Here is a 21,050-nt window from a genome sequence, read left to right on the forward strand (position 1 = left end):
AATTGTCATGTCCCTCATCGGACTGCGCCCTACTATGCCGTGACGCCACGCCCGCCGGGCAACCAGGTCCCGGCGCCCCGACGGACAGAACGGGACGTACGCGATGCCCCTCTCGCCGCCCTCCTTCCGGACGGAACGGCTCCTGCTCCGCCGGTTCACCCCGCACGACGCCGAGTCGCTCGTCGCGCTGCACGGCGACCCCGACGTGATGCACTTCATCGACACCGGACGCCCGGTGCCGCGCACCCACGTCCTGGAAAAGACCCTGCCGGACTTCCTCGGCGCGCCCGAAGACGCCCCCGAAGGCCACCCCGACGACCGTCCCGGAGGCCACCCCGGCAATCGCCCCGAAGACCACCCCGCCGGACTCGGCGTCTGGGCCGCGGAGGTGACCGCCACCGCCGCGTTCATCGGCTGGTTCGCCCTCCTGCCGACCGCCCCCGGCCGCACCGACGAGGCGGAACTCGGCTACCGCCTGCACCGCACCGCCTGGGGCCACGGCTACGCCACCGAAGGCGCCCGCGCCCTGGTGGACCGCGCCTTCACCACCCCGGCCGACCCGCCCCTGCAGCGCATCACGGCCACCACCATGACGGTCAACCACGCTTCACGCCGCGTCATGGAAAAAACCGGCCTCCGCCACCTCCGCACCTTCTTCGACCCATGGCCGGACTACATCGAGGGCGCCGAACACGGCGACGTGGCCTACGCCCTGACCCGCGAGGAGTGGGCGGCCACCGCCGCATAGGCGCTCGGCCCCGCCCTACCCCTCCTCGCGCAACACCAGGCCGAGGAGGCCGGGGAAGCGGGTGTCGAATTCTTCGCGGCGGAGGCGGTTGAGGCGTTTGGGGCCCCGGTCGCGTTGTTCCACCAGGCCGGCGGCGCGGAGGACGGTGAAGTGGTGACTGAGGGCGGCCTTGCCGACGGGTACCTGGAAGCTGCCGCAGCTGTGCGACCAGTCGGCGGCCGCGGCCAGCTCGCGTACGAGCTGGAGGCGTACGGGGTCGGCGAGGGCGGCGAGGGCGGTCTCGACGGGGACGTCCTCGGGGTGGGTGTGCGCCGGCAGGGCGCGGTGGCTGCTGCGGTCCGGCATTTCTCGGTCCCCCTTGCAGAGTGTTCGATCCAGATCTTACAGTCGGAGTGTTCGCATTTCATTGAACACTCATGAGGGGGCGTGTGCCGTCATGCATGCGGTGGAGTTCCAGGAGTACGGCGGTCCCGAGGTGCTGCGGGTCGTGGCGGCCGAGGTGCCCGAGCCGGGGCCCGGACAGGTGAGCATCGATGTCGCCTACGCGGGGGTGAACTTCGCCGATCTCAAGGCGCGCGCCGAGGGCTACCGCGTCCCGCGGCTGCCCTTCCGGCCGGGGCTTGAGGTGTCCGGGCGGATCCGCGCGGTCGGCGCCGGGGTCGAGGGGCTGCGGCCCGGGCAGGAGGTCGCGGCGCTCACGGACGGCGGCGCGTACGCGGAGACCGTCGTCGCCGGCGCGGCGACCGTGTTCCCGCTCCCGCCGGGGGTCGGCCTGCGCACCGGGGCCACCCTGCCGACGGTGCTGCCCACCGCGCACGCCCTGGTGCACGAGGTGGGCCGGTTGCGGGCCGGCGAGACGGTGCTGGTGCAGGGCGCGGCGGGCGGGATCGGCACGGTCGTGGGCCAGTTGGCGAAGGCGGCGGGGGCGGGCGCCGTCCTCGGTGTCGTCTCGGACGCGTCGAAGGCGGGGCACGCGCGCGCCCACGGCTACGACGAGGTGTTCGTCGGCCCGGACTTCGACGAGGAGGTGCGGCGGGCGACGGGCGGACGGGGCGTCGATCTCGCGCTGGACCCCGTCGGCGGGGAGACCTTCCGGCGCGGCATGGACGCGCTCGCCGTCTTCGGGCGGCTGGTGTCGTTCGGCAATGCGAGTTCCGCCGCGCCGTGGCAGGTGGGGCAGCCCGAGCTGTATCCGCGGGGGCACGCGGTCGCCGGGTTCTCGATCCTGTCCCTGGCGCAGACGGCGCCCGAGGCACTGCGGGCGCTGGCCGGGCGGGCCTTCCGTACGGTCGCCGAGGGCTCCGTGCGGCTCCCCGTGACGGCGGAGTTCCCGCTCGCCGAGGCCGCGGAGGCGCACCGGCTCCTCGGCAGTCGCAGGAGCACCGGCAAGCTGCTGCTGCGGGTGGGCTGACGGCGCGCTACGCACGGAGGACGGGCCCGGACGGAGGGCGGGCCCGGACGGCATACGCCCCCGTCGCCACCGCGCTACCGCCGCCCCGCCCTGGGGTCCCGGTGGGCGGGTGCGTGGGGGCGGCCGGGCCGGGCGTAGCGGTAGTCCTGGAGTTGTTCGGCGGTGGGGTACCACTGCTTGCCGCAACGGCCGCACCACCAGCGCCAGTTGTCCCAGTCGGTGTTGGTGTGCGTGGTGTCCTTCCAGAGCACAGCGTCGCAGTCGGGGGTGGGGCAGGTCGGGGGCGGCGGCATGGCGGGCCTTTCGTCGGCGGGGCAGCCCAGCCTGGTGGGCCCGCCGACGCGCCGTGCGGCAGTCGGCCCGCCGCCACCCGAACGGGGTCGTCCGGCTCCGGACGGCGGAAAACGGCCGCGGGCCGCCGCACGTGCGGTGCGACGGCCCGCGGACCGCCGGCAGGAGCCGGGTGGGGTGGTCAGCCGCTGACCCGGTCGTAGTAGCTCCTGGCGGTCTTCCGGCACTGCCGGCGCTCCGCTTCCGTCTTGTGCGGCTGGACGGCGCACTGGTGGTTCATGTCGAACAGGAAGGCCTTGTCGATGCGGCGCTCGTGCGTGGAGTGCCGGAACGCCGTCTTCCCCATCATTTTCTTGTAGTTGCGGTAGCCGAAATCATGTCGTGCACATGACATCTTGAAGTTGAAGCCGCCCGGCTTGTCCACGAGCCTGGTGCACCAGTCGGTGCTCCAGACGAAGTCCCAGCGGTCGATGCCGGACGTGGCGAGTGCGCGCGTATGGCGCCAGTCCTCGACGCTCGTCGTCGTCGAGCGGGTCAGCTGGTAGAGCCGCTGGTACTTCGCCTGCCTGCTCGGACCGGCCTTCGCCGCGGCGGCGCCGTCGGCGGCGATGGCCGCGCCCGGCCCGGCCAGCAGCACGCCGGCCGCCATGGCCGAGGCGAAGATCCCTCGCGTGATGAGCATGTCGTCCCCGTTCTCTTTTCAGATGTAGCCCTGATCGCGCCGGCGGAAGCAGGGGCGATCAGGGAGGCGACACCATCATCCGGCGCGGGCTCGCGGCGCCGCCATCGTCTCTTGGGGAGGTGTCCGCCGGGACAAGGTCACCGGCTCCGGCCGGGCAGAGCACGCCGTGGTGGATGACCGCGATGCGGTGCGCCCGCCCGGCACCACGCACGACGAGGTCCTGTCGTCATGCTGCCGCCGTCGCCCGGGAGCGACGGCGGCAGCATGACGACAGGACCTCGTCGGTCACGCGATGTCAGTACTTGCTGATGCAGGAGAGCGTGACCCGCCCGGTCTGGGCGTTGGGGATGCCGTGCTTGATGCTCCAGGCCTCCACCCGCCACTTCACCGCACGCATCTCGGTCGGCGTCGCACGGTCCGTCACCAGGACCTGCTGGGAGCCGCCGAAGTTGTGCGTGTGCAGCGCGCCGCCGCTGGTCGACTTGAACACGTGCTTGATGTTGCCGATGCCGCCGGAGGAGATGTAGACCGTCTTGCCCGCGGGGCAGCGCTTGGTGCCGGACTTCTTCTGGCTGAGCTTGTCCGACGCCTTTCCGACCCGCCACCCCTGCGTGCTGCAGTAGCCGTACACCTTGCTGAGGTTCCGGCCGTTCCCGTAGGTCGAGGTGACCTTCCACTTGACGGACTTGCGCCAGGTGGGGACGGTGCGCGTCGAGATGCCGTCGGGCGTGTGCCGCCACACCCGGGACACCAGGTGACCGCCCTTGGGCTTCCACGACACCCGTGAGGCACCGGCCGCCGAGTCCCAGATCCAGGCGGTCTCGCCCTTCTTGCGGCAGTTGAGGGTGCCGCTCTTCGAGTGGAATCCGCCGGCCTTGACGACCACGGCGTGCTGCTTCGCGGCGGCCGGGGCCGCGTTCACGGAGCTGGCCTGCGCCGACTCGTTGCCCAGCACCGGCGTCAGGACAGCGGTACCGACGGCGAGCGCACACGCCGACGTCACCACTCGACGGGAGAGTCCCATACACGTCCAATCTCTTGCGGATCTGTCATGTCTGTCATGAACACCGCTCACAGTAGGGCGCGCTTTCAGGCCCCGCTATTGGCCGAAAGGGCAACGCCGAGCCCGTCGCGGGGCTTCGGCGCAGGCGCCCGTACCGTCCCTTCGGACAATATCGGTGCGCCGCCAAGTGCCTTACTGTCTGCGGGAGTTGGTTGCAGGAAACCAGGTAGGCACCACCCACGGAGGTAGTCAGCACGTGTTGAAGCAAACGGGGAAGGCGCTCCTCGTCGGCGCCACCGCGGCGCTCGCCGTCACGACCGCGGCGCCGGCCCACGCCGGGACCGGGGCCCAGGACGCGGCCGCGGCCGCGAGGATCAGCAAGCACCAGGAGGTCCGCTGCGTCCAGCACAGCGGCCGGGCCTGCACGTACTCGGCCTCCTTCTTCTACTGGAACAAGAAGGGCTCCGGCTCGCGCGGCCTGAACTACCTCCAGTCGGCGCGGTCCCCGTACAAGGCCGGCAAGGCCCGCTGGCTGTACAAGCAGCCGGGCGGCCGGACCCATGTCGGCCAGAGCTGGCGCAGGGCCCACCAGGTTCCGCGCGGCAACGCCGCCGAGGTCGAGTGGGGCAAGGTGGGGGCGGCCTCGGGGCCGAAGCTCCGCAAGGGCACGCTGGTCTGCGTGCAGTGGGCGCATGTCGCGAAGAAAGCGTGCCACACGCTCAAGTAGCGGTCGCCGAGGGGCGGTCGACGCAAGGAGAAGGGGGGTGCCGCACCAGGTGCGGCACCCCCCTCACGGGTCGCGGGTCAGGCCGGGACGGCTACTTGGGCAGCCATGCCTGCCACGTCGACTTGTGACCCTTGATCCACTTCTTCGCCGCGTCCTCGGGGGACATCTTCTTGTCGGCGATGTCGAGGGCGACCTCGTTCTGGTCGGCCTGGCTCCACTTGAAGTTCTTCAGGAAGGCCGCGGCCTTGCCGCCGTGCTTCGCGAAGTTGGTGTTGAAGTACTTCTGCAGCGGCGTGTGCGGGTACCCGCACTTGATCTTCTTCGGGTCGGCGTCGCAGCCCTCCTTGTACGCGGGCAGCTTCACCTCCGTCATCGGGACCTTATCGAAGAGCCACTGCGGCTTGTACCAGTACGTCAGGAACGGCTTCTTCGCCTTGGCGAACTGCTTGATCTGGGTGATCTGCGCCGCCTCGGAGCCCGCGAACACGACCTTGTAGTCCAGGCCGAGGTTCTTCACGAGCGCCTTGTCGTTCGTGACGTACGACGGGGAGCCGTCCATCAGCTGTCCCTGGCCGCCGCTCTCGGCGGTACGGAACTGCTTGGCGTACTTGTTGAGGTTCTTCCAGTTGGTGATGTCCGGGTGCTTCTTCGCGAAGTACGTGGGGACGTACCAGCCGATGTGGCCGGTCACGCCGACACCGCCGCCGGCGGTGATCGTCTTCTTGTCCTTGACGTACCGCTGTTCCTGCTCCGGGTGACCCCAGTCCTCCATGATCGCGTCGACGCGGCCCTGGCTGAGGGCGTCCCAGGCCGGGACCTCGTCGATCTGGACCCGGTCGACGCGGTAGCCCAGCTCGTGCGTGAGCAGGTACTCGGCGACCGACACGTCCGCCTGGGCTCCCACCCAGCTCTGGACGGAGAGCGTCACGGTCTTGGCGCCCGCCGCGTTCGCGTACGGGGACGCCTGCTTGGTCATGTCGGCGGCGCCGCACCCGGAGAGGGCCAGCAGGGCACCGACCGCGGTCATGGTGCTCACTGCACGCGTGCGTTTGCGCATGTCACGCTCCCTTCGTCGAGCCGGATTCGCGGCGGGCCGTGGGCTGCGTCACCCGGTCCAGCACCAGACCGAGGCAGACGATGGCGACGCCGCCCACCATGCCGGTCGCCAGGTCGCCCTGGGCGATGCCGAACACGACGTCGTAGCCGAGCGCGCCACCGCCGACCAGGGCGCCGATGACGACGACGGCCAGGACCAGGACGACCGCCTGGTTCAGGGCGAGCAGCAGCGCGGGGCGGGCCAGCGGGAGCTGGACCTGCCGCAGCTGCTGCCAGTTGGTGGCACCGAGCGACTGCGCGGCCTCCATCGCACCCGCGTCGACCTGGCGCAGGCCCTGCGTGGTGATGCGGATGACGGCGGGCAGCGCGTAGACGACGGCCGCGGCGACCGCGGGGGCGCGGCCGATGCCGAAGAGGGCGACGACCGGGATCAGGTACACGAACTGCGGCATCGTCTGGAAGATGTCGAGCACGGGGCGCAGCAGCCGTTCGAGACGGGCGCTGCGGGCGGTCGCGATGCCGATCGCGAAGCCGAGGACGACGGTCACGGCGACGGCCGCGAGGACCTGCGCGAGGGTGTCGAGGGACTTGTCCCAGACGCCCAGGACGCCGATGCCGGCCATGGCGAGGACGGCGGTCAGCGCGGTCTGCCAGGTGCCGATCAGCCAGGCCAGGGCCGCGACCACGAGCAGCACCGACCACCAGGGCAGGCCCTGCAGTCCGTCGCGGACCGGGTTGAGGACCCAGGTGGTGAAGTGCGCGGCCCAGTCGGCGGTGCCGCCGACGACGGGCACGCCGGTGTAGAGGTGGTCGACCATCCACTCCTTGGCGGTGTTGACCGGCTCGACGATGTCCACCGTCCAGCCCGTCGGCCAGTCCAGGAGCCCGGCGAACCGCGCGGCGAGCGCCACGACGACGGTCGCCGCACCGGCCAGGGACCAGCCGCGCCAGCCGCGCAGCACCGAGGTGTCCTCGGCGTCGGCGCCCAGGCGCTCGCCCGCGGCACCCGTGACGCGGTCGAGGACCACGGCGAGGAGCACGATCGGGATGCCGGCCGCGAGGGCCGCGCCGACGTCCACGGAGCCGAGCGCCTGGTAGACGCGGTCACCGAGACCGGCGCCACCGATCATCGACGCGATGACGGCCATGGAAAGCGCCATCATGATCGTCTGGTTGAGGCCGAGCAGCAGCTCCTTGCGGGCCAGCGGGAGGCGGGCCGAGAACAGGCGCTGGCGGGCGGTGGTGCCCAGCGAGGTCACGGCCTCCATCACGCCGGCGTCGGCGCCGCGCAGGCCGAGCGCGGTGAGCCGGGCCATGGGCGGGGCGGCGTAGATGACGGTGGCGAAGACCGCCGCGGGGACGCCGACGCCGAAGATCAGGGCGACCGGCAGCAGGTACGAGAAGGCCGGCAGGACCTGCATAGTGTCGAGGACCGGCCGCAGGATGCGGAAGACCCGGTCGCTGAGACCGGCGGCGAGCCCCATGAGCATGCCGAGCACGACCGACGCGACGACGGCCACGACCATCAGGGCCAGCGTCTGCATCGTCGGCACCCACATGCCGAGCAGCCCGCACAGGCCGAACGAGGCCACGGTCAGGACCGCGAGCCGCACGCCCGCGACCCGCCAGGCGATCAGCGCGGCGCCGGCCACGACACCGGCCCAGCCGAGCGCGAGCAGCAGCAGGTAGACGGCGCGGACGGAGATCACCACGGCGTTGCTGAGGTGACCCAGGAAGTAGAGGAACAGCCAGTGGCTGTCGCGGTTGTCGATGATCCAGTCGCTGGCCTTGCCCAGCGGGCCGGAGAGGTCGACTGTCAGGGCGTGCGGCCACAGGGTGCTGGGCCACTGCGCGTGGACCAGCGGGACCAGGACCGCCGCGATGACGGCGAGCAGCAGGAGCTTGGCGAGGCCGCGGCGGCGCAGCAGGGCCTGCACCGGTCCGGTCTTGGTGTCGGTGCCGAGCGGCCGGGGCGTGGTGGCGGGGGCGGTGGTGCTCATGCGCGCCCCCGCTTCACGGTGCCGGTGGGGATGTTCAGGGCGGCGCAGCGCTGGGCCTCGCGCCAGTGGCGCAGCAGGCCGGCGCGCAGCCGGGCCCGCGGGGTGGCCGCGGGAGCTCTGGAGCCGACGGCGCGCACGGCGCCGCGGTGGGTGGTGGCGGCGTACATCATGCGGCCACCTCACCGTGCGGGGCGCCGTCGAGCCGGGCGACCACGTTCAGCAGGCACGCGTGGTCGACGATGCCCAGGCAGCGGCCGCCGTCGACGACGCGGGCCGCGCCGCCGGAGCGGGCGACCGCCTCGATGGCGTCGGAGATCAGGGTGTCGGGCCCGAGCGCGGGGCCCTCGTCGGCCTCGCCGTCCTCGGCCGGACGCATCGCGCGGCGGACGGTCAGCACCTGCTCGCGCGGCACGTCCCGGACGAAGTCGCGGACGTAGTCGTCGGCCGGGGAGCCGACGATCTCCTCGGGGGTGCCGAGCTGGACGATCTCGCCGTCGCGCATCAGGGCGATGCGGTCGCCGATGCGCAGCGCCTCGGCGAGGTCGTGGGTGATGAAGACCATCGTCCGGCCCTCCTCGCGGTGCAGGCGGACGACCTCCTCCTGCATGTCGCGCCGGATGAGCGGGTCGAGGGCGCTGAACGGCTCGTCGAAGAGCAGGACCTCGGGGTCGGCGGCGAGCGCGCGGGCCAGGCCGACGCGCTGCTGCTGGCCGCCGGAGAGCTGGCCGGGACGGCGCTTCTCCATGCCGGCCAGGCCGACCTTGTCGACCATCTCGTTGGCCTTTTCGCGGCGCTCCGCCTTGCCCATGCCCTGGATCTCCAGGCCGTAGGCGACGTTGTCGACAACGGTGCGGTGCGGCAGCAGGCCGAAGTGCTGGAAGACCATGGCGGCGCGGCGGCGGCGCAGTTCGCGCAGCGCGTTGCGGTCCATGGCGCAGACGTCCTCGCCGTCCATCTCCACCTCACCGCTGGTCGGCTCGATCAGCCGGGTCAGGCACCGCACGAGGGTGGACTTGCCGGAGCCGGACAGGCCCATGACGACGAAGACCTCGCCCTTGTGGACGTCGAAGGAGACGTCGCGGACGGCGGCCACACAGCCGGTCTGCTCACGCAGTTCCTGGACGCTCAGTTTGGCGACCGAGGTGTCCTCGGGTATGCGCTCGGCCTTGGGGCCGAAGACCTTCCAGAGGTGACGGACGGAGAAGACGACCTCGCGGCCGTCCGCTGCGGAAGCGGACTCGGGCGTGCGGGCGTTGGGTATCTCGGATGCGCCGGCGGCGGTGGTAGCCATCACGCATCACCTCCTTGGGTCGGAGCCTTCTGAAGCAGTTCGGCGCACTTCTCCCCGACCATGAGCACGCCCAGCATCGGGTTGACCGCGGGCATCGTCGGGAAGACGGAGGCGTCGGCGATGCGGATGCCGGACAGGCCGCGGATCTTCAGCTCGGGGTCGACGACGGCGAGCCGGTCGTCGGCGGCGCCCATCTTGCAGGTGCCGGCCGGGTGGTAGACGGTGTGGGCCGCCTTGCGGACCAGCTCGCTGATCTCCGCGTCGTCGGTGACCTCGGGGCCGGGGAAGACCTCGCGCTTGAGCCACTTCTTGAACGGCTCGGCCTGGGCGACCTTGCGGGCCAGCTTGATGCCGTCGACGAGGGTCTGTCCGTCGTAGTCGCCCTCGTCCTCGAAGTACTTGAAGTCGAGAGCGGGCTTGGCCTCCGGGTCGGCGGAGGTCAGGTAGAGCCGGCCGCGGGAGCGGGACTTGGGGATGTTCGGCGTCATCGACACCCCGTGCTCGGGGCGCTCGTAGCCCAGCCGCTCGGGGTTGTCGGTGAACGGGATCTGGTAGAAGTGGAACATCAGGTCGGGGCCCTTGTGCTCCGGGTCCCGCTTGACGAAGAGGCCCGCGTCGGAGTCCATCGCGGAGTTGCCCGGGATCGGTCCCTTGGTCTCCCAGACGATGACCGACTCGGGGTGGTCGATGAGGTTCTCGCCGACGCCCGGCAGGTCGAGCACGCAGGGCAGGCCGAGGGCTTCCAGGTCCTTGCGCGGCCCGATGCCGGAGTGCATCAGCAGCCGCGGGGTGTCGACGGCGCCGGCGCAGACCAGCACCTCGCGGGCGGCCTCGACGTAGACCTCCTCGCCGTCCTTCGTGCGGACGTGGACGCCCTTGGCGGTGGTGCCGTCCAGCTCCAGCTTGTGCGCCCAGGTCTCCAGCATCAGCGTGAGGTTCGGGCGGTCGCCGGCCTCGATGTGCGGGTGGAGGTAGGCGACGGAGGCGGAGGAGCGCTTGTTGTTCTCCGGGTGGTAGGAGAGGTCGAAGAAGCCGACGCCCTCCTCGAAGGGCCGGTCGTTGAAGCCGACGACCTCGGGGACGCCGAGGGCCGTCTTGGTGGCCTCGATCCAGTCGCTGGCGATCTCGTTCTGGTCCTTCTTGGCGACCCGCACGATGTTGTTGCGCAGCTTGCCGAAGTAGGGGTCCATCTCGCGGGCGTTCCAGCCGGTGGCGCCCGCCTCCTCCCACTCGTCCCAGTCGGACGGCAGCGGCTTGAAGGAGATCAGCGTGTTGTGGGAGGAGCACCCGCCCAGGACCTTGGCGCGGCTGTGCAGGATGTGCGAGTTGCCGCGCGGCTGCTCGGTCGTCGTGTACTCGTAGTCGAGGTCCCCGCCGAGGAGGCCGAGCCACTTGCGCAGCGTCAGGACGTCCTCGCGGTCGATGTCGGTCGGGCCGCCCTCGATGACGGCGACCGTGACGTCCGGGTCCTCGGTGAGGCGGGAGGCGATGACGGAACCGGCGGTGCCGCCGCCGACAACGACATAGTCATACACAGGCATTGGGGGTGCTCCTTCTTACAACGTGCGTGGTGCGGGTGGTGCTGTGACGGGGGCGGGTGTCAGCCCGCGAACCAGCGCACCGGCTCCGGCCGGAGGTTTTCGTAAATGTGCTTGCTCTCGCGGTACTCGTCCAGACCTGCGGGGCCCAATTCCCTGCCTATGCCGGACTTGCCGAAGCCGCCCCACTCCGCCTGCGGGAGGTAGGGGTGGTAGTCGTTGATCCAGATCGTGCCGTGCCGCAGCCTCGCTGCGACCCGGCGGGCGCGCGCGGTGTCGCCGGAGAAGACCGCGCCGGCCAGGCCGTACTCGGTGTCGTTGGCGAGCGCCACGGCCTCGTCCTCGGTGGTGAAGGTCTCGACCGTCAGGATCGGCCCGAAGGTCTCCTCGCGGATCACCTTCATCTCACGGTGGCAGCCGTCGAGCACGGTCGGCGCGTAGAAGTAGCCGGTGGCCGGGCGGACGTCGGACGGCTCGGGGCGGGCGCCGCCGCAGCGCAGCTGGGCACCCTCGGCGAGCGCGGAGGCGACGTACGCCTCGACCTTGTCGAGCTGCTGCTGGGAGACGACCGGGCCGCACTCGACGCCGTCCTCGGTGCCGCGGCCGAGCTTGATCTTCTCGGCGCGGCGGGCGAGTTCGGCGACGAAGCGGTCGCGCACCGACTCCTCGATGATCAGCCGGGCGCCGGCCGAGCAGACCTGGCCGCTGTGGATGAAGGCCGCGTTCAGCGCCTGGTCGACGGCGGTGTCGAAGCCCTCGTCGGTGGCGCAGGCGTCGGCGAACACCACGTTGGGGTTCTTGCCGCCCAGCTCCAGCGCGATCTTCTTGGCGCCGGCCACCGCGGCGGAGCCCGCCTTGGTCCCGCTGACCAGGCCGCCGGTGAAGGAGAACAGGTCGACGTCCGGGTGCTCGGCCAGCCGCTGGCCGACCGGCAGGCCCGCGCCGGTGACGAGGTTGGCGACACCGGCCGGCAGTCCGGCCTCGACCAGCAGCTTGATCAGGTGCACGGTCGACAGCGGGGTGACCTCGCTGGGCTTGATCACAAAAGTGTTGCCGGCCACGAGGGCCGGCGCGATCTTCCAGCTTGCCTGCAGCAGCGGGTAGTTCCAGGGCGTGATGAGCGCACAGACACCGACCGGCTCGTGCACGACGACGCTGTGCACATCGGGCGATCCGGCGTCCACGACCCGGCCGCCGCTCTCGTTCATCGCCAGGTCGGCGAAGTAGCGGAAGGCGTTGGTGACGTCGTCGACGTCGACCCGGCCCTCCTCCAGCGTCTTGCCGGTGTCCCGGCTCTCGATGAGGGCGATCTCCTCACGGTCGCGCTGGAGCAGGTCGGCGACCCGGCGCAGCAGCGCGGAGCGTTCGGCGACGGCCGTGCGGGGCCAGGCGCCCGCGCCGTTGTCGAAGGCGCGGCGGGCGGCCTCGACCGCGGCGTCGGCGTCCTTCGCACCGCCCTCGGAGACCAGCTGGAGCGTCGTCGCGTCGGCGGGGTCGAGGACCTCCCGCGTTTCGCCGGATGCGGCCGGGAGCCACACCCCGTCTACGTGAATGGTCTCGATTGACGACACGTCGTTCTGCCTTCCGGTTACCGATCTGTTCCCACTGGTGCAACCACTGGTGTCACCAGCAACGGGGACCCCTCCCCTGAAGCCGCGTATCTATGCCCACAGCTTCATGGAAAGTGACTCGACTCACTGAATGTGCGGCGGAATGTCCCGGAACGTACCCTGAATAGCCGTATGTACTTGCCGGACTGTCCCCTCGGGACCGGAGGTACCGAGATGACCAGCAGACGGCGTGCCGCCGGCATCACGGCGGCACTGACCTGCGGCGTTGCCGTCATCGCCGGATTCGCGGGACCGGCCGCCGCGGCGGCCCCGGCCTCCGACGGCGGCGAAGGCGACCTCGCGGACAAATCCGCCCAGCAGATCTCCGACGAGTCCCTCCGGCAACTGCTCACCGCGCAGTCCCTGCGGTTGCGCACCGAGACCAGTGCCGATCCCACCAAGCTCGACCTCACCCTCGACCGCGCCGGCAACTGCACCGGCTCCGTCAGCAAGGGCGAGTTCGGCCGCGTCGACCTCGTCAAGCGCGGCGAGCAGGTCTGGATGAAACCGGACGCGGCCTTCTGGAAGACCCAGTTCCCCGGCAGGAAGGGCGACGACGCCGCACAGCGGTACAAGGACACCTATCTGCACGGCACCACCAAGAACGCGTTCCTGCGGGGCGTGACCGCCGCCTGCGACCTCAAGGCGTTCCAGAAGTCGGCCACGGGCTCCGGGAAGCCCTCGTCCGGCACCCCCTCCCCCTCGCGCTCCGCCCCCCTCACCAAGGGCCGCCCGACCACCGAGGACGGCGCCCGCGTCCTCCCGGTCGTCAAGAAGGCCCACGGCGCCGTCCAGACCCTCTACGTGGCCATCGACGGCAAGCACTACCCCCGCAAACTCACCGCCGAGGTCGACCACGAGACCGGCACCATCCTCCTGAGCGACTACGACACCCCCGTCTCCACCAAGACCCCCGCCCCCGGCGAGACCGCCGACATCTCGGCCCTGGAGGACCTGATGAAGGGCTCGCAGGGCGCGTGACCGGCGCGCACGGTACGTAACCGTTCGTACATACGTATCGTTGAACCGTGCGGCTTCCCGCGCCCGCGCGGCAGCGGGGAGGAGCGGCACGGTGACCATCGCACTGACCGACAGGACCGAGATGGCCGAGAGCGGCGAGAACGGCGAGCTGGACGACCTGTTCGAGCGCCTGGAGCAGATGCACATCCCCGAGGGCTACAAGGTCGAGATCGTCGAGGGGACCATCTACATGGCGCCGCAGCGGGGCACGCACTGGGAGACCATCGCTGACATCTACGAACAGCTCCGCGCGCGGTATCCAAGGAAGCGCGTGCTGTCCGACGTGCGCATCGACTTTCCCGGCCATCTGAACGGGTTCGCCTCCGACCTGGTGGCGCTGGCCGAAGAGGCCACCAAGAACGACAAGAACCAACCGCGTTACCAGGACATCGAATTCGTCGCCGAGGTCATCTCCCAGAGCACCGGCAAGAACGACTACGGCCCGAAGAAAACCGCTTATGCGCTCGCCGAGGTACCGGTCTACCTGATCGCCGACCCCTACCTCGGCCGGTGCCGCGTGTTCACCGACCCGCAGGACGGCGACTACAAGATCGACCTCACCGTCACTTACGGCATGCCCATCGACCTCACCCACACGGTCGTCGGCCTCACCCTCTCCACCGAGGAATTCCCCCGCGACTGACGCCGGCGGCCGCCCGGTGGCGTCACCCGCGCTGCCGAACCGGAGGGGACGGGGGCGGTGGGGCGGATGAGAATGCAGGCATGGGTGACACAGCGGTGAAAGCGGTGCTCGAAGGCGGTCCCGAGGAGCTTCCCGAGCGGATCGTGCCGGTCGATCCGCCCGGGGGCGAGCTCAAGATCCCGTTCCGGAACGGCTACGAGCACTTCCGGGCCACCACCCGGCAGCAGCACACCGCCGAGGGGCCCCTGCCCGTCTACGAGTGGTGGGAGCGCACGGAGCTGCCCGGATAGGGACACCGACCCCGCCCCCGATCCCGCCCCCGTGGGCCCGGCCCGGCCGGGCAACGCGCGCGCTCAGTTGCCGGGAACGAAGCTCCGCAGCATGTTCTGCTGGGTCCATTCCTGGTCCGGCCAGTCGGCCTCGGGGCCCAGGACGAGGAGGGCGAACTGGCGGCCGTCGCCGACGGTGAAGGCGCAGTCGACGACCTTGACGCGCTCGTCGAGGCGCTCGCTGTCATAGGCGTAGACCAGTTGGGTGGCGTCGGTGCCCGGCCCGGGGAAGCCCAGCGGCCCGAGGCTTATTTCCTTGTATCCGGGGTTGCCCGCCAGCCCCCGCGACGCCGTCTCCAGCGCCTCGTACGGGGTGGTGTCCGGTTCGCTGATCTCGAAGATCTGCACCAGCTTGCGGTCGTCCGGCGACGTGTAGAAGACCCCGGTCTTGCGCTCGCTGCGCTTCCAGGTGCGGGGCACCACGAGCGTGAAGCCCTTGGTGTCGTGGACGAGGCGGTAGCCGCTGGGGATTTCGGTGGAGAGAGGGCCGGGGGACGTGGTGCTGGCCGTGGCGCCGGTGGGTGCGGCGGTGGTCGGGTGCTGCGCGGCGGAGGTCTTGGTGCGGGCCGCGGGGCGGGCGGCGGCCGGGTCGTCGCCGGAGTGCCCCCACAGCAGATAGCCCCCGCCCACGGCCGCCGCGATCACGGCCACCGCCGCACCGGCGACCAGCCCCGTACCGCGGCGCCGGTAACCCGGCATGGGCACGGGATCGGCGTACGCCCCGGGGTCGTACGTCCCGGGGTCGTGGAACCAGTCGGCGGGAGGCTCGGGGAGCGCTGAGTGCGGGTCGGCGCCGCGGGCCGGGCCGAAGTGCGGGTCAGGGGAAGGCGGCGGGTCGGAGGAAGGAGGCGGGTCGGTGGCGGGAGGGGAGGCGGAGGACGGTGAGGCGGAGGACGGTGAGGCGGAGGACGGGGGCTCGGTGGCGGGCCGGGGGACGGCGCCGCTCGGCGTACCGCCCGCCGACGGCGTGAAGTTCGGCCGGGGCGGCGTCGGGCCCGTGTAGGGCGCGGGCGGCGGGCTGCCGTCCTCCCAGCTCTGGGTCTCGTCGTTCCAGCGGGCCTGGCCGCCACGCGTCATGGTCAGCCTCCCGCAAGGGCCGCGACCGCCTGGCTCACCGCGGCACCGGAGGCCAGCAGGCCCACTACGGCACCGGCGTCGGCCAGCGCCGTACGGAGCCGCGCCAGCCGGCCGGGACCCGCCGCGCCGCGGTCCGCGATCTCCGTCTCGGTCTCGGCGAGTTCCCCGCTCAGGGCCGTGATCTGCGGGCTCTCCACCGCCCGGGACAGATCGTCGCGCAGCGCCCGGACGGCGCGCAGCAGCTCTTCCTGCACCGGGTCCGCGGGGGCGGACCCGCCCTCGTAATGAGTCACGGTGTTGTGGTCGCCGATGGCGAAGGCACCCCGGACGCTGCCGATGTGGATGCCGTTGCCGCGCTCGTCAGCCGTTGCCACGCTGGGTACTTCCCTTCTAATCGGAGTCGCGATGGGGCGTGTTGTGGGTGATCGTGTTGTGGTCGCCGACGCCGACGGCGCCCTGTGCGGACTCGATGTAGACGCCGCCCTCGGCGACATGCACCACCCGCTGCTCGAACTCGGCGGTCTGATAGCCCGCCTCGCGCAGCGCCGTGGTCACCCCGGCCACCACCCGCTGCTGAACGGTCCCCAGATAGCGGGCGACGTCCATGTCCTGGAAGAGCGACGACTCACCGAACGAACCCAGCTCGCGTACGGAGGCACCGGGGCCTTCGGGGAGCGCCACACCATGTCCCGCGGTGCCCAGCTGCCAGCTCGGCAGCAAGCCGCGCAGCAGCGTGAGGGGGGCATTTCCGGCGGAGCGCGGGGTGTGGGACAGCGCCCACACCGCCTTGCCGAAGCGGTCGTGGTGCCGGTACTGGTGGGCGAGCCGGTCGGCGTCCTGGAAGAGCTGCCGCAGCGGCAACAGCACATGCGGTGCCACCTCCAGCATCAGCATCCCGCCCTGCGTGTGCACCCGTACGAAGAGCGTGGTGACGATGCCCTCGTCCCAGCCGCCGATCCGGATGCGCAGGAAGTGCCGGCGAGTCTCCCCGCCCTCCTCCACCGCCGCCGCGCGGTGCCCCTCGAACTCCGCCGGTGCGTACGGCGCCGCAGCGCGGGTCGGCAGCCCCTCGGCCGGCAGGAAGACGCACTCGTCGATCTCCAGCGCGCGCAGTCGGTCGCGCACCGCTGCCGCCCCCGGCGAACCGTGCGGTGACGGCACCCGCAGCGCCGCCACCAGCGGGATGATCCGGGCCAGGATGGCGCCGTTGTCCAACGGTTCGGGATCGCGGTCCGCCCGGGGGTTCAGCTCCACCGCCAGCGACCAGGTCTTGTACGGGTATCCGGCGCCGCAGAACGGGTGGGCGGCCCGGTACATCACCAGCGGCCCGTGCTGCTCGACCCGCACCCGCTCCCGCAGCCGCCGGGAGCGGTGGCTCCGGGCCCGTTCGGCAGGGTCGGACATGACGTCGGGGAAGCGTTCTCTGGACAGTTCGTGCGCCAGCGCACGGGCGAACTGGCCGCGTTGCAGCGCGACGATGACAGCCAGCGCCAGCGGCAGCAGCAGCGCGATCCACACCGGCAGCAGGGTGGTGACGCCAATGCCGCCCCCGAGTGCGGAGGCGACCATTCCCTGGCTGAGGGCGCCCTCCGACGGCGAGCTGCCGTACGAGCCGGAGCCGTCCGGGGCGCCGCTCGTCAGGGGGTTGAGGGCATCCGGGAGGGGCAGGAACATCCAGTCCACGTTCACGTTGGCCCCGCCGCACGCCACCACCAGCAGCGACAAGCAGTAGAGCGTCAGCGACAGCCGTCCGTACCAGCACAGCACGAAGGCGCACAGCACGGCGAGCCAGCGCGGAATCGGTGCCCGGCGGACGGCGCGGCCGAGTGCCATCAGGACGATGGGGAACAGGTAGAGCACCACGAGGCCCGCGGACAACGGGATGGCCGCGATCCATAACAGCAGGATCGCTGCCGCCCAGCTCAGTTCCAGCCGCCGGGCGCGCAACGCATGGGCCAGGACCCGGGCGGCGTCGATGCCCAGGGAGGGCGCGGCGAACCGCTCCTCGTGGATGTACAGCTCGTCGATGACGGTGTCGCGGAAGGTGTCGTCCAGGTAGGCGCCGGCGCACAGCAGCCGGGTGGCCTCGCTGGCACCCGGCGGGGTCGGCGGCAGCGGCGGGGGCCCGGCGCCCTCCGGTGTCCGGTCCGACCGCCGGGGGCCGTCGGGCTCTCCTTGCTGCTGAGGCACATCCGTACGAGCCATCACCCTCCCCCGGAACACCAACTGACCGCCCCCGTGCCGGAGTTGGCGAGCGAGCTGCCGGTGGCCGGGCACAGGACGGCGCGAAGCCGCAGCATAAGCGAGCGGAGCGCTCCGTGTCAGCGCGATAACGCAAAGTTGCTCCGCGGCCTGCGGACCATCCGGCTGCGCGCCTTCCCTGCGGGGGTCAGATGGCCGCGGGGAACTCCCCGTCCTTGAGAGCCGCGACGAAGGACGACCAGCCGCCCGTCGGGAAGACCAGCACGGGGCCGTGGGGGTCCTTGCTGTCACGGACGGGGACGACGTCGGGGATACCGGGGGCTATTTCGATGCAGTCCCCGCCGTCGTCGTGGCTGTGGCTGCTCTTCGTCCAGGGGAGCGACGCTTCGAGGCAGTTGCCCCCGTTGTTGTCGCTGTAGCTGCTCTTCATCCAGGTGAGCGACACCTCGATGCAGTTGCCGCCGTCGCGGTCGCTGTAGCTGCTCTTGGTCCATATCGCTGTGCTCAGCCAGTGCTTGTCCATGGTCCCCGTACCCTTCCATGAAGTCGCCGATCAGAGCGGCGGATTCGGAGGCTGACAGAGCATCCGCCCTGAGCACATCATAGGTCTGGCTATGGCGGGCATAGACGGCCGGATCGTCGTGGAAATGGCCGCGGTCCAGCGACTCCGAGTAGACCCACTGCTCCCCGTCCGGCAGGACGATCAGAGTCATGGAAGTTTTGGGCCGGATGAGTTCAGGACGGTGGGCCGGGGCGATCTGGATGCGGATGTTGGGGCGCTGCCCCACGGCCAGCAGATGTGCGCACTGGCCACGCATGACGTCTGCGCTCCCCACCACGTTACGCAGGCAGCTCTCGTCCAGGACCGCGACGTACAGGGGGCCGCCACGACCGAGGTAGCGCCCCTGTCGGCTGAGTCGCGCCCTGACCCGCTCTTCCGCCTTGTCGCTGCTCTCCAGGTCGGCGAACAGCCCCCATGCGTACTCTTCCGACTGCAACAGCCCCGGCATGACTTGCGCTTGATACTCCCGCAGGGCCACCGCCTCGGCATCCATCTCCGCCCGCCGCTCGAACCAGTCCGGATGCTGCACCTCCGGGTACCAGTCGATCCGGCCCCATAACCGCAGCAGCACTCCGCCCGTCTGGAGCAGCTCGTCGCACTGCCTGGCGAAGGATTCCTGCGGTACGCGCGTGCCCGCCTCCACGCGGGCCACCTGTGAACGGTCGCACGGGATCTTGCGCGCCAGCTCCTCCTGCGTGTACCCCGCCGCCTCCCGGAAGTGCTTCAACACCTCCCCGAACACGGCGGCATTGGTGGCTGCCGGTCCACTCGCGGCGTTGCGTCGTCGTCGGCTCACCGCATCCCCCTTGGTGCCAGATCGTGGGTGTCACGCGTCCGACGTTGCGGTCCCGCACTACGGGGCGCAACGCTTAACACACCCAACGTAACGGGTCGTCCGGCCGACTGTGCCGCCTTCTCGACCAACCAACCTTTGGGAGTCATTGAGCATGAGTTACGACCGGGATGCCGCCCCTATGTGGCCGGGGCTGCGCCTGCTGCCGTGGGAGGGCGAAGGCGGGAAGCCGTGCTTCTTGTCGGCGGACGGGGCCGGGGGTGTGCTGTCGCGGCTGGCCGACGAGATCGAGGCGGAGCAGCTGTGCGACGGTGCCGACGTCCTCAAGGGCGCGGTGGCCGTACTGGACGACGGCAAGGCCGGGGAGCATGCGCTGCGGCTGGCGTTGCGGGCGACCACGCAGTCCTTTGGCAACGTGCTGCGGGTCGCCGACAGCCGGGGCGCGCGTCTGCCGGTGGCGTCGGACGGTGACTGACCGGGCCCATACGACCGAGCCCGCACGGCCGTTGCAGGCCGTGCGGGCTCGTAGGTGCTGCGGTGCCGCCCCGCGTGGGGCGGCCGCGGCGGTGGGTCAGCCGAGGAGGCCGAGACCGCGGACGGCGTCGCGCTCCTCCGCCAGCTCCTGCACCGACGCGTCGATGCGCTCGCGGGAGAAGTCGTTGACCTCCAGGCCCTGGACGATCTCGTACTTGCCGTCCTTGGTGGTGACGGGGAAGGAGGAGATCAGGCCCTCCGGGACGCCGTAGGAGCCGTCCGAGGGGATGCCCATCGAGGTCCAGTCGCCGGCGGCGGTGCCGTTGACCCAGGTGTGGACGTGGTCGATGGCGGCGTTGGCGGCGGAGGCGGCGGAGGACGCGCCGCGGGCCTCGATGATCGCCGCGCCGCGCTTGGCGACGGTCGGGATGAAGTCCTCGGCCAGCCACTTCTGGTCGTTGACGACCTCGGCGGCGTTCTTGCCCGCGACCTCGGCGTGGAAGATGTCGGGGTACTGGGTGGCGGAGTGGTTGCCCCAGATCGTCAGCTTGCGGATCTCGGAGACCGGGGTGCCGGTCTTCTTCGAGAGCTGCGACAGCGCGCGGTTGTGGTCCAGGCGGGTCATGGCGGTGAAGCGCTCGCGCGGTACGTCCGGCGCGGCGGCCTGGGCGATCAGGGCGTTGGTGTTGGCGGGGTTGCCGACGACCAGGACCTTGATGTCGTCCGCGGCGTGGTCGTTGATGGCCTTGCCCTGCGGCTTGAAGATGCCGCCGTTGGCCTCCAGGAGGTCGCCGCGCTCCATGCCCTTCGTACGGGGGCGGGCGCCGACGAGCAGCGCGACGTTGGCGCCGTCGAAGGCCGCGTTCGGGTCGTCCGAGATGTCGATGCCCTGCAGCAGCGGGAAGGCGCAGTCGTCCAGCTCCATGGCGGTGCCCTCGGCGGCCTTCAGACCCTGGGGGATCTCCAGGAGGCGCAGCTTGACCGGCACGTCCGCGCCGAGCAGATGACCGGAAGCGATGCGGAAGAGGAGTGCGTAACCGATCTGGCCGGCGGCGCCGGTCACGGTCACATTGACGGGAGTGCGGGTCATGGCGATCTCCTGCGCGGTGTTTTCCGGGGGCAAGCCCCTGGACCACCATGGTTGGCGGTGGGTGTCCCTGCCCGGCTATCGAGGTCTCTTGGTATCGAGAGACCCGGCCGTCAGGCTATCGGAACCCCGCCCGGCACAGGCGACGGGCCGGTGTGGAACACCTCACCGGGTGCTTCGGGGCGTCCGTACGGCCGCCCGTGGCACAGCCGTACGCAGTCTCGGCCGGCCCGGCATGCGGGCAGTGCGGGTGGTGCGGGAAAGGGGCGGCGGCCGCCCGCTCAAGGAGGGGGGAGTGCGGGCGGCCGCCGAGTTGTGCCACACCCGTGGGGGGAGTAACCGACGCCTGCCCGGGATCCCGGAGGGCATGCCCCCTGAATTTCGGACACTCTCCGGGGAGGGCGGTGGGGGTCCGCGCGGTGGGGCGGGCGCGGGCCGGGAGCGGGACGGGAGCGGGACGGGAGCGGGACGGGAGCGGGACGGGCGGGCCCCGGCCGGGCGGGCCC

At 71.2% G+C, this 21,050-nt stretch carries 23 protein-coding genes; 7 read left to right on the forward strand and 16 right to left on the reverse strand.

The annotated features are described in order from the left end of the window. Positions 1 to 103: 103 nt before the first annotated feature. On the forward strand, positions 104 to 748 hold the full coding sequence (locus K7396_RS14225; protein WP_086721382.1) for a GNAT family N-acetyltransferase: 645 nt from the start codon (positions 104 to 106) through the stop codon (positions 746 to 748). 15 nt (positions 749 to 763) lie between these two features. Here the strand turns inward: K7396_RS14225 and K7396_RS14230 are convergent, their stop codons facing one another. Then, complete coding sequence (locus K7396_RS14230) at positions 764 to 1,093, reverse strand: ArsR/SmtB family transcription factor (RefSeq protein ID WP_086721383.1); 330 nt, start codon at positions 1,091 to 1,093, stop codon at positions 764 to 766. A gap of 91 nt (positions 1,094 to 1,184) precedes the next feature. Here K7396_RS14230 and K7396_RS14235 point away from each other — a divergent pair, with 91 nt between their 5' ends. After that, entirely contained in the window at positions 1,185 to 2,159 is a 975-nt protein-coding gene (locus K7396_RS14235; protein WP_152104692.1) for a quinone oxidoreductase family protein, read from the forward strand. 74 nt (positions 2,160 to 2,233) lie between these two features. On the opposite strand, the gene K7396_RS14240 is transcribed toward K7396_RS14235, so the two are convergent. The 3 genes from K7396_RS14240 to K7396_RS14250 form a co-directional block, all read right to left on the reverse strand. Then, positions 2,234 to 2,452: a hypothetical protein gene (locus K7396_RS14240; protein ID WP_152104693.1), complete on the reverse strand. Its 219-nt coding sequence runs from the start codon at positions 2,450 to 2,452 to the stop codon at positions 2,234 to 2,236. A 179-nt stretch (positions 2,453 to 2,631) separates the two neighbouring features. Then, a complete protein-coding gene (locus tag K7396_RS14245) occupies positions 2,632 to 3,132 on the reverse strand; it encodes a phospholipase A2 (RefSeq protein ID WP_143589267.1) in 501 nt (166 codons plus the stop codon). Between the two features lie 295 nt (positions 3,133 to 3,427). Next, positions 3,428 to 4,156 carry a hypothetical protein gene (locus tag K7396_RS14250; RefSeq protein WP_143589268.1) on the reverse strand — a complete coding sequence of 243 codons (729 nt, stop codon included), beginning with the start codon at positions 4,154 to 4,156 and terminating at the stop codon, positions 3,428 to 3,430. Positions 4,157 to 4,391: 235 nt separating this feature from the next. On the opposite strand from K7396_RS14250, the gene K7396_RS14255 reads away from it, so the two are divergent. Beyond that, positions 4,392 to 4,862: a hypothetical protein gene (locus K7396_RS14255; protein ID WP_086721360.1), complete on the forward strand. Its 471-nt coding sequence runs from the start codon at positions 4,392 to 4,394 to the stop codon at positions 4,860 to 4,862. A gap of 91 nt (positions 4,863 to 4,953) precedes the next feature. Here K7396_RS14255 and K7396_RS14260 read toward each other — a convergent pair whose 3' ends face one another. Genes K7396_RS14260 through K7396_RS14285 form a run of 6 tightly spaced genes read right to left on the reverse strand, consistent with a single transcriptional unit; the run spans position 4,954 to position 12,318 of the window. Next, positions 4,954 to 5,919, reverse strand: coding sequence for an ABC transporter substrate-binding protein (locus K7396_RS14260; protein WP_086721359.1), 966 nt, complete (start codon positions 5,917 to 5,919; stop codon positions 4,954 to 4,956). Position 5,920: 1 nt separating this feature from the next. Then, positions 5,921 to 7,918, reverse strand: a complete 1,998-nt coding sequence (locus K7396_RS14265; RefSeq protein WP_086721358.1) for an ABC transporter permease — start codon at positions 7,916 to 7,918, stop codon at positions 5,921 to 5,923. Beyond that, on the reverse strand, positions 7,915 to 8,088 hold the full coding sequence (locus tag K7396_RS14270; RefSeq protein ID WP_158101198.1) for a hypothetical protein: 174 nt from the start codon (positions 8,086 to 8,088) through the stop codon (positions 7,915 to 7,917). Before K7396_RS14270 ends, K7396_RS14265 begins: the two co-directional genes overlap by 4 nt. Further along, positions 8,085 to 9,209 (reverse strand): quaternary amine ABC transporter ATP-binding protein, encoded by a 1,125-nt coding sequence (locus K7396_RS14275; RefSeq protein ID WP_086721357.1) that lies wholly within the window; start codon positions 9,207 to 9,209, stop codon positions 8,085 to 8,087. Before K7396_RS14275 ends, K7396_RS14270 begins: the two co-directional genes overlap by 4 nt. Then, the gene (locus tag K7396_RS14280; RefSeq protein ID WP_086721356.1) at positions 9,209 to 10,750 is read right to left on the reverse strand and encodes a GMC family oxidoreductase; all 1,542 of its coding nucleotides are present in this window, start codon (positions 10,748 to 10,750) and stop codon (positions 9,209 to 9,211) included. The genes K7396_RS14275 and K7396_RS14280 overlap by 1 nt, the downstream gene beginning before the upstream one ends. Positions 10,751 to 10,809: 59 nt before the next feature. After that, positions 10,810 to 12,318, reverse strand: a complete 1,509-nt coding sequence (locus K7396_RS14285) for an aldehyde dehydrogenase family protein (protein WP_086721355.1) — start codon at positions 12,316 to 12,318, stop codon at positions 10,810 to 10,812. Positions 12,319 to 12,531: 213 nt separating this feature from the next. Here K7396_RS14285 and K7396_RS14290 point away from each other — a divergent pair, with 213 nt between their 5' ends. The 3 genes from K7396_RS14290 (at position 12,532) to K7396_RS14300 (ending at position 14,310) form a co-directional block, all read left to right on the forward strand. Beyond that, entirely contained in the window at positions 12,532 to 13,338 is an 807-nt protein-coding gene (locus K7396_RS14290) for a hypothetical protein (RefSeq protein WP_086721354.1), read from the forward strand. 91 nt (positions 13,339 to 13,429) lie between these two features. Next, positions 13,430 to 14,020 (forward strand): Uma2 family endonuclease, encoded by a 591-nt coding sequence (locus K7396_RS14295; protein ID WP_223659944.1) that lies wholly within the window; start codon positions 13,430 to 13,432, stop codon positions 14,018 to 14,020. Between the two features lie 80 nt (positions 14,021 to 14,100). Beyond that, entirely contained in the window at positions 14,101 to 14,310 is a 210-nt protein-coding gene (locus K7396_RS14300) for a DUF5988 family protein (protein ID WP_170314286.1), read from the forward strand. Between the two features lie 63 nt (positions 14,311 to 14,373). Here K7396_RS14300 and K7396_RS14305 read toward each other — a convergent pair whose 3' ends face one another. The 5 genes from K7396_RS14305 to K7396_RS14325 all read right to left on the reverse strand — a co-directional run bounded on the left by K7396_RS14305 (position 14,374) and on the right by K7396_RS14325 (position 18,932). Next, the gene (locus tag K7396_RS14305) at positions 14,374 to 15,426 is read right to left on the reverse strand and encodes a hypothetical protein (RefSeq protein WP_152104694.1); all 1,053 of its coding nucleotides are present in this window, start codon (positions 15,424 to 15,426) and stop codon (positions 14,374 to 14,376) included. A gap of 2 nt (positions 15,427 to 15,428) precedes the next feature. Beyond that, on the reverse strand, positions 15,429 to 15,800 hold the full coding sequence (locus K7396_RS14310) for a hypothetical protein (protein WP_086719867.1): 372 nt from the start codon (positions 15,798 to 15,800) through the stop codon (positions 15,429 to 15,431). A gap of 16 nt (positions 15,801 to 15,816) precedes the next feature. Further along, a complete protein-coding gene (locus K7396_RS14315; RefSeq protein ID WP_167392807.1) occupies positions 15,817 to 17,631 on the reverse strand; it encodes a hypothetical protein in 1,815 nt (604 codons plus the stop codon). Between the two features lie 184 nt (positions 17,632 to 17,815). Further along, positions 17,816 to 17,959 carry a DUF397 domain-containing protein gene (locus K7396_RS35955; RefSeq protein WP_359489247.1) on the reverse strand — a complete coding sequence of 48 codons (144 nt, stop codon included), beginning with the start codon at positions 17,957 to 17,959 and terminating at the stop codon, positions 17,816 to 17,818. Beyond that, the gene (locus K7396_RS14325; RefSeq protein WP_086719869.1) at positions 17,916 to 18,932 is read right to left on the reverse strand and encodes a helix-turn-helix domain-containing protein; all 1,017 of its coding nucleotides are present in this window, start codon (positions 18,930 to 18,932) and stop codon (positions 17,916 to 17,918) included. The genes K7396_RS35955 and K7396_RS14325 overlap by 44 nt, the downstream gene beginning before the upstream one ends. A 205-nt stretch (positions 18,933 to 19,137) precedes the next feature. Here K7396_RS14325 and K7396_RS14330 point away from each other — a divergent pair, with 205 nt between their 5' ends. After that, positions 19,138 to 19,458, forward strand: coding sequence for a hypothetical protein (locus K7396_RS14330; RefSeq protein WP_086719870.1), 321 nt, complete (start codon positions 19,138 to 19,140; stop codon positions 19,456 to 19,458). Between the two features lie 96 nt (positions 19,459 to 19,554). Here the strand turns inward: K7396_RS14330 and K7396_RS14335 are convergent, their stop codons facing one another. Further along, positions 19,555 to 20,547, reverse strand: a complete 993-nt coding sequence (locus K7396_RS14335) for a malate dehydrogenase (RefSeq protein ID WP_086719871.1) — start codon at positions 20,545 to 20,547, stop codon at positions 19,555 to 19,557. Positions 20,548 to 21,050 lie beyond the last annotated feature (503 nt).

This window comes from Streptomyces angustmyceticus (genome assembly GCF_019933235.1).
GTDB lineage: Bacteria > Actinomycetota > Actinomycetes > Streptomycetales > Streptomycetaceae > Streptomyces > Streptomyces angustmyceticus.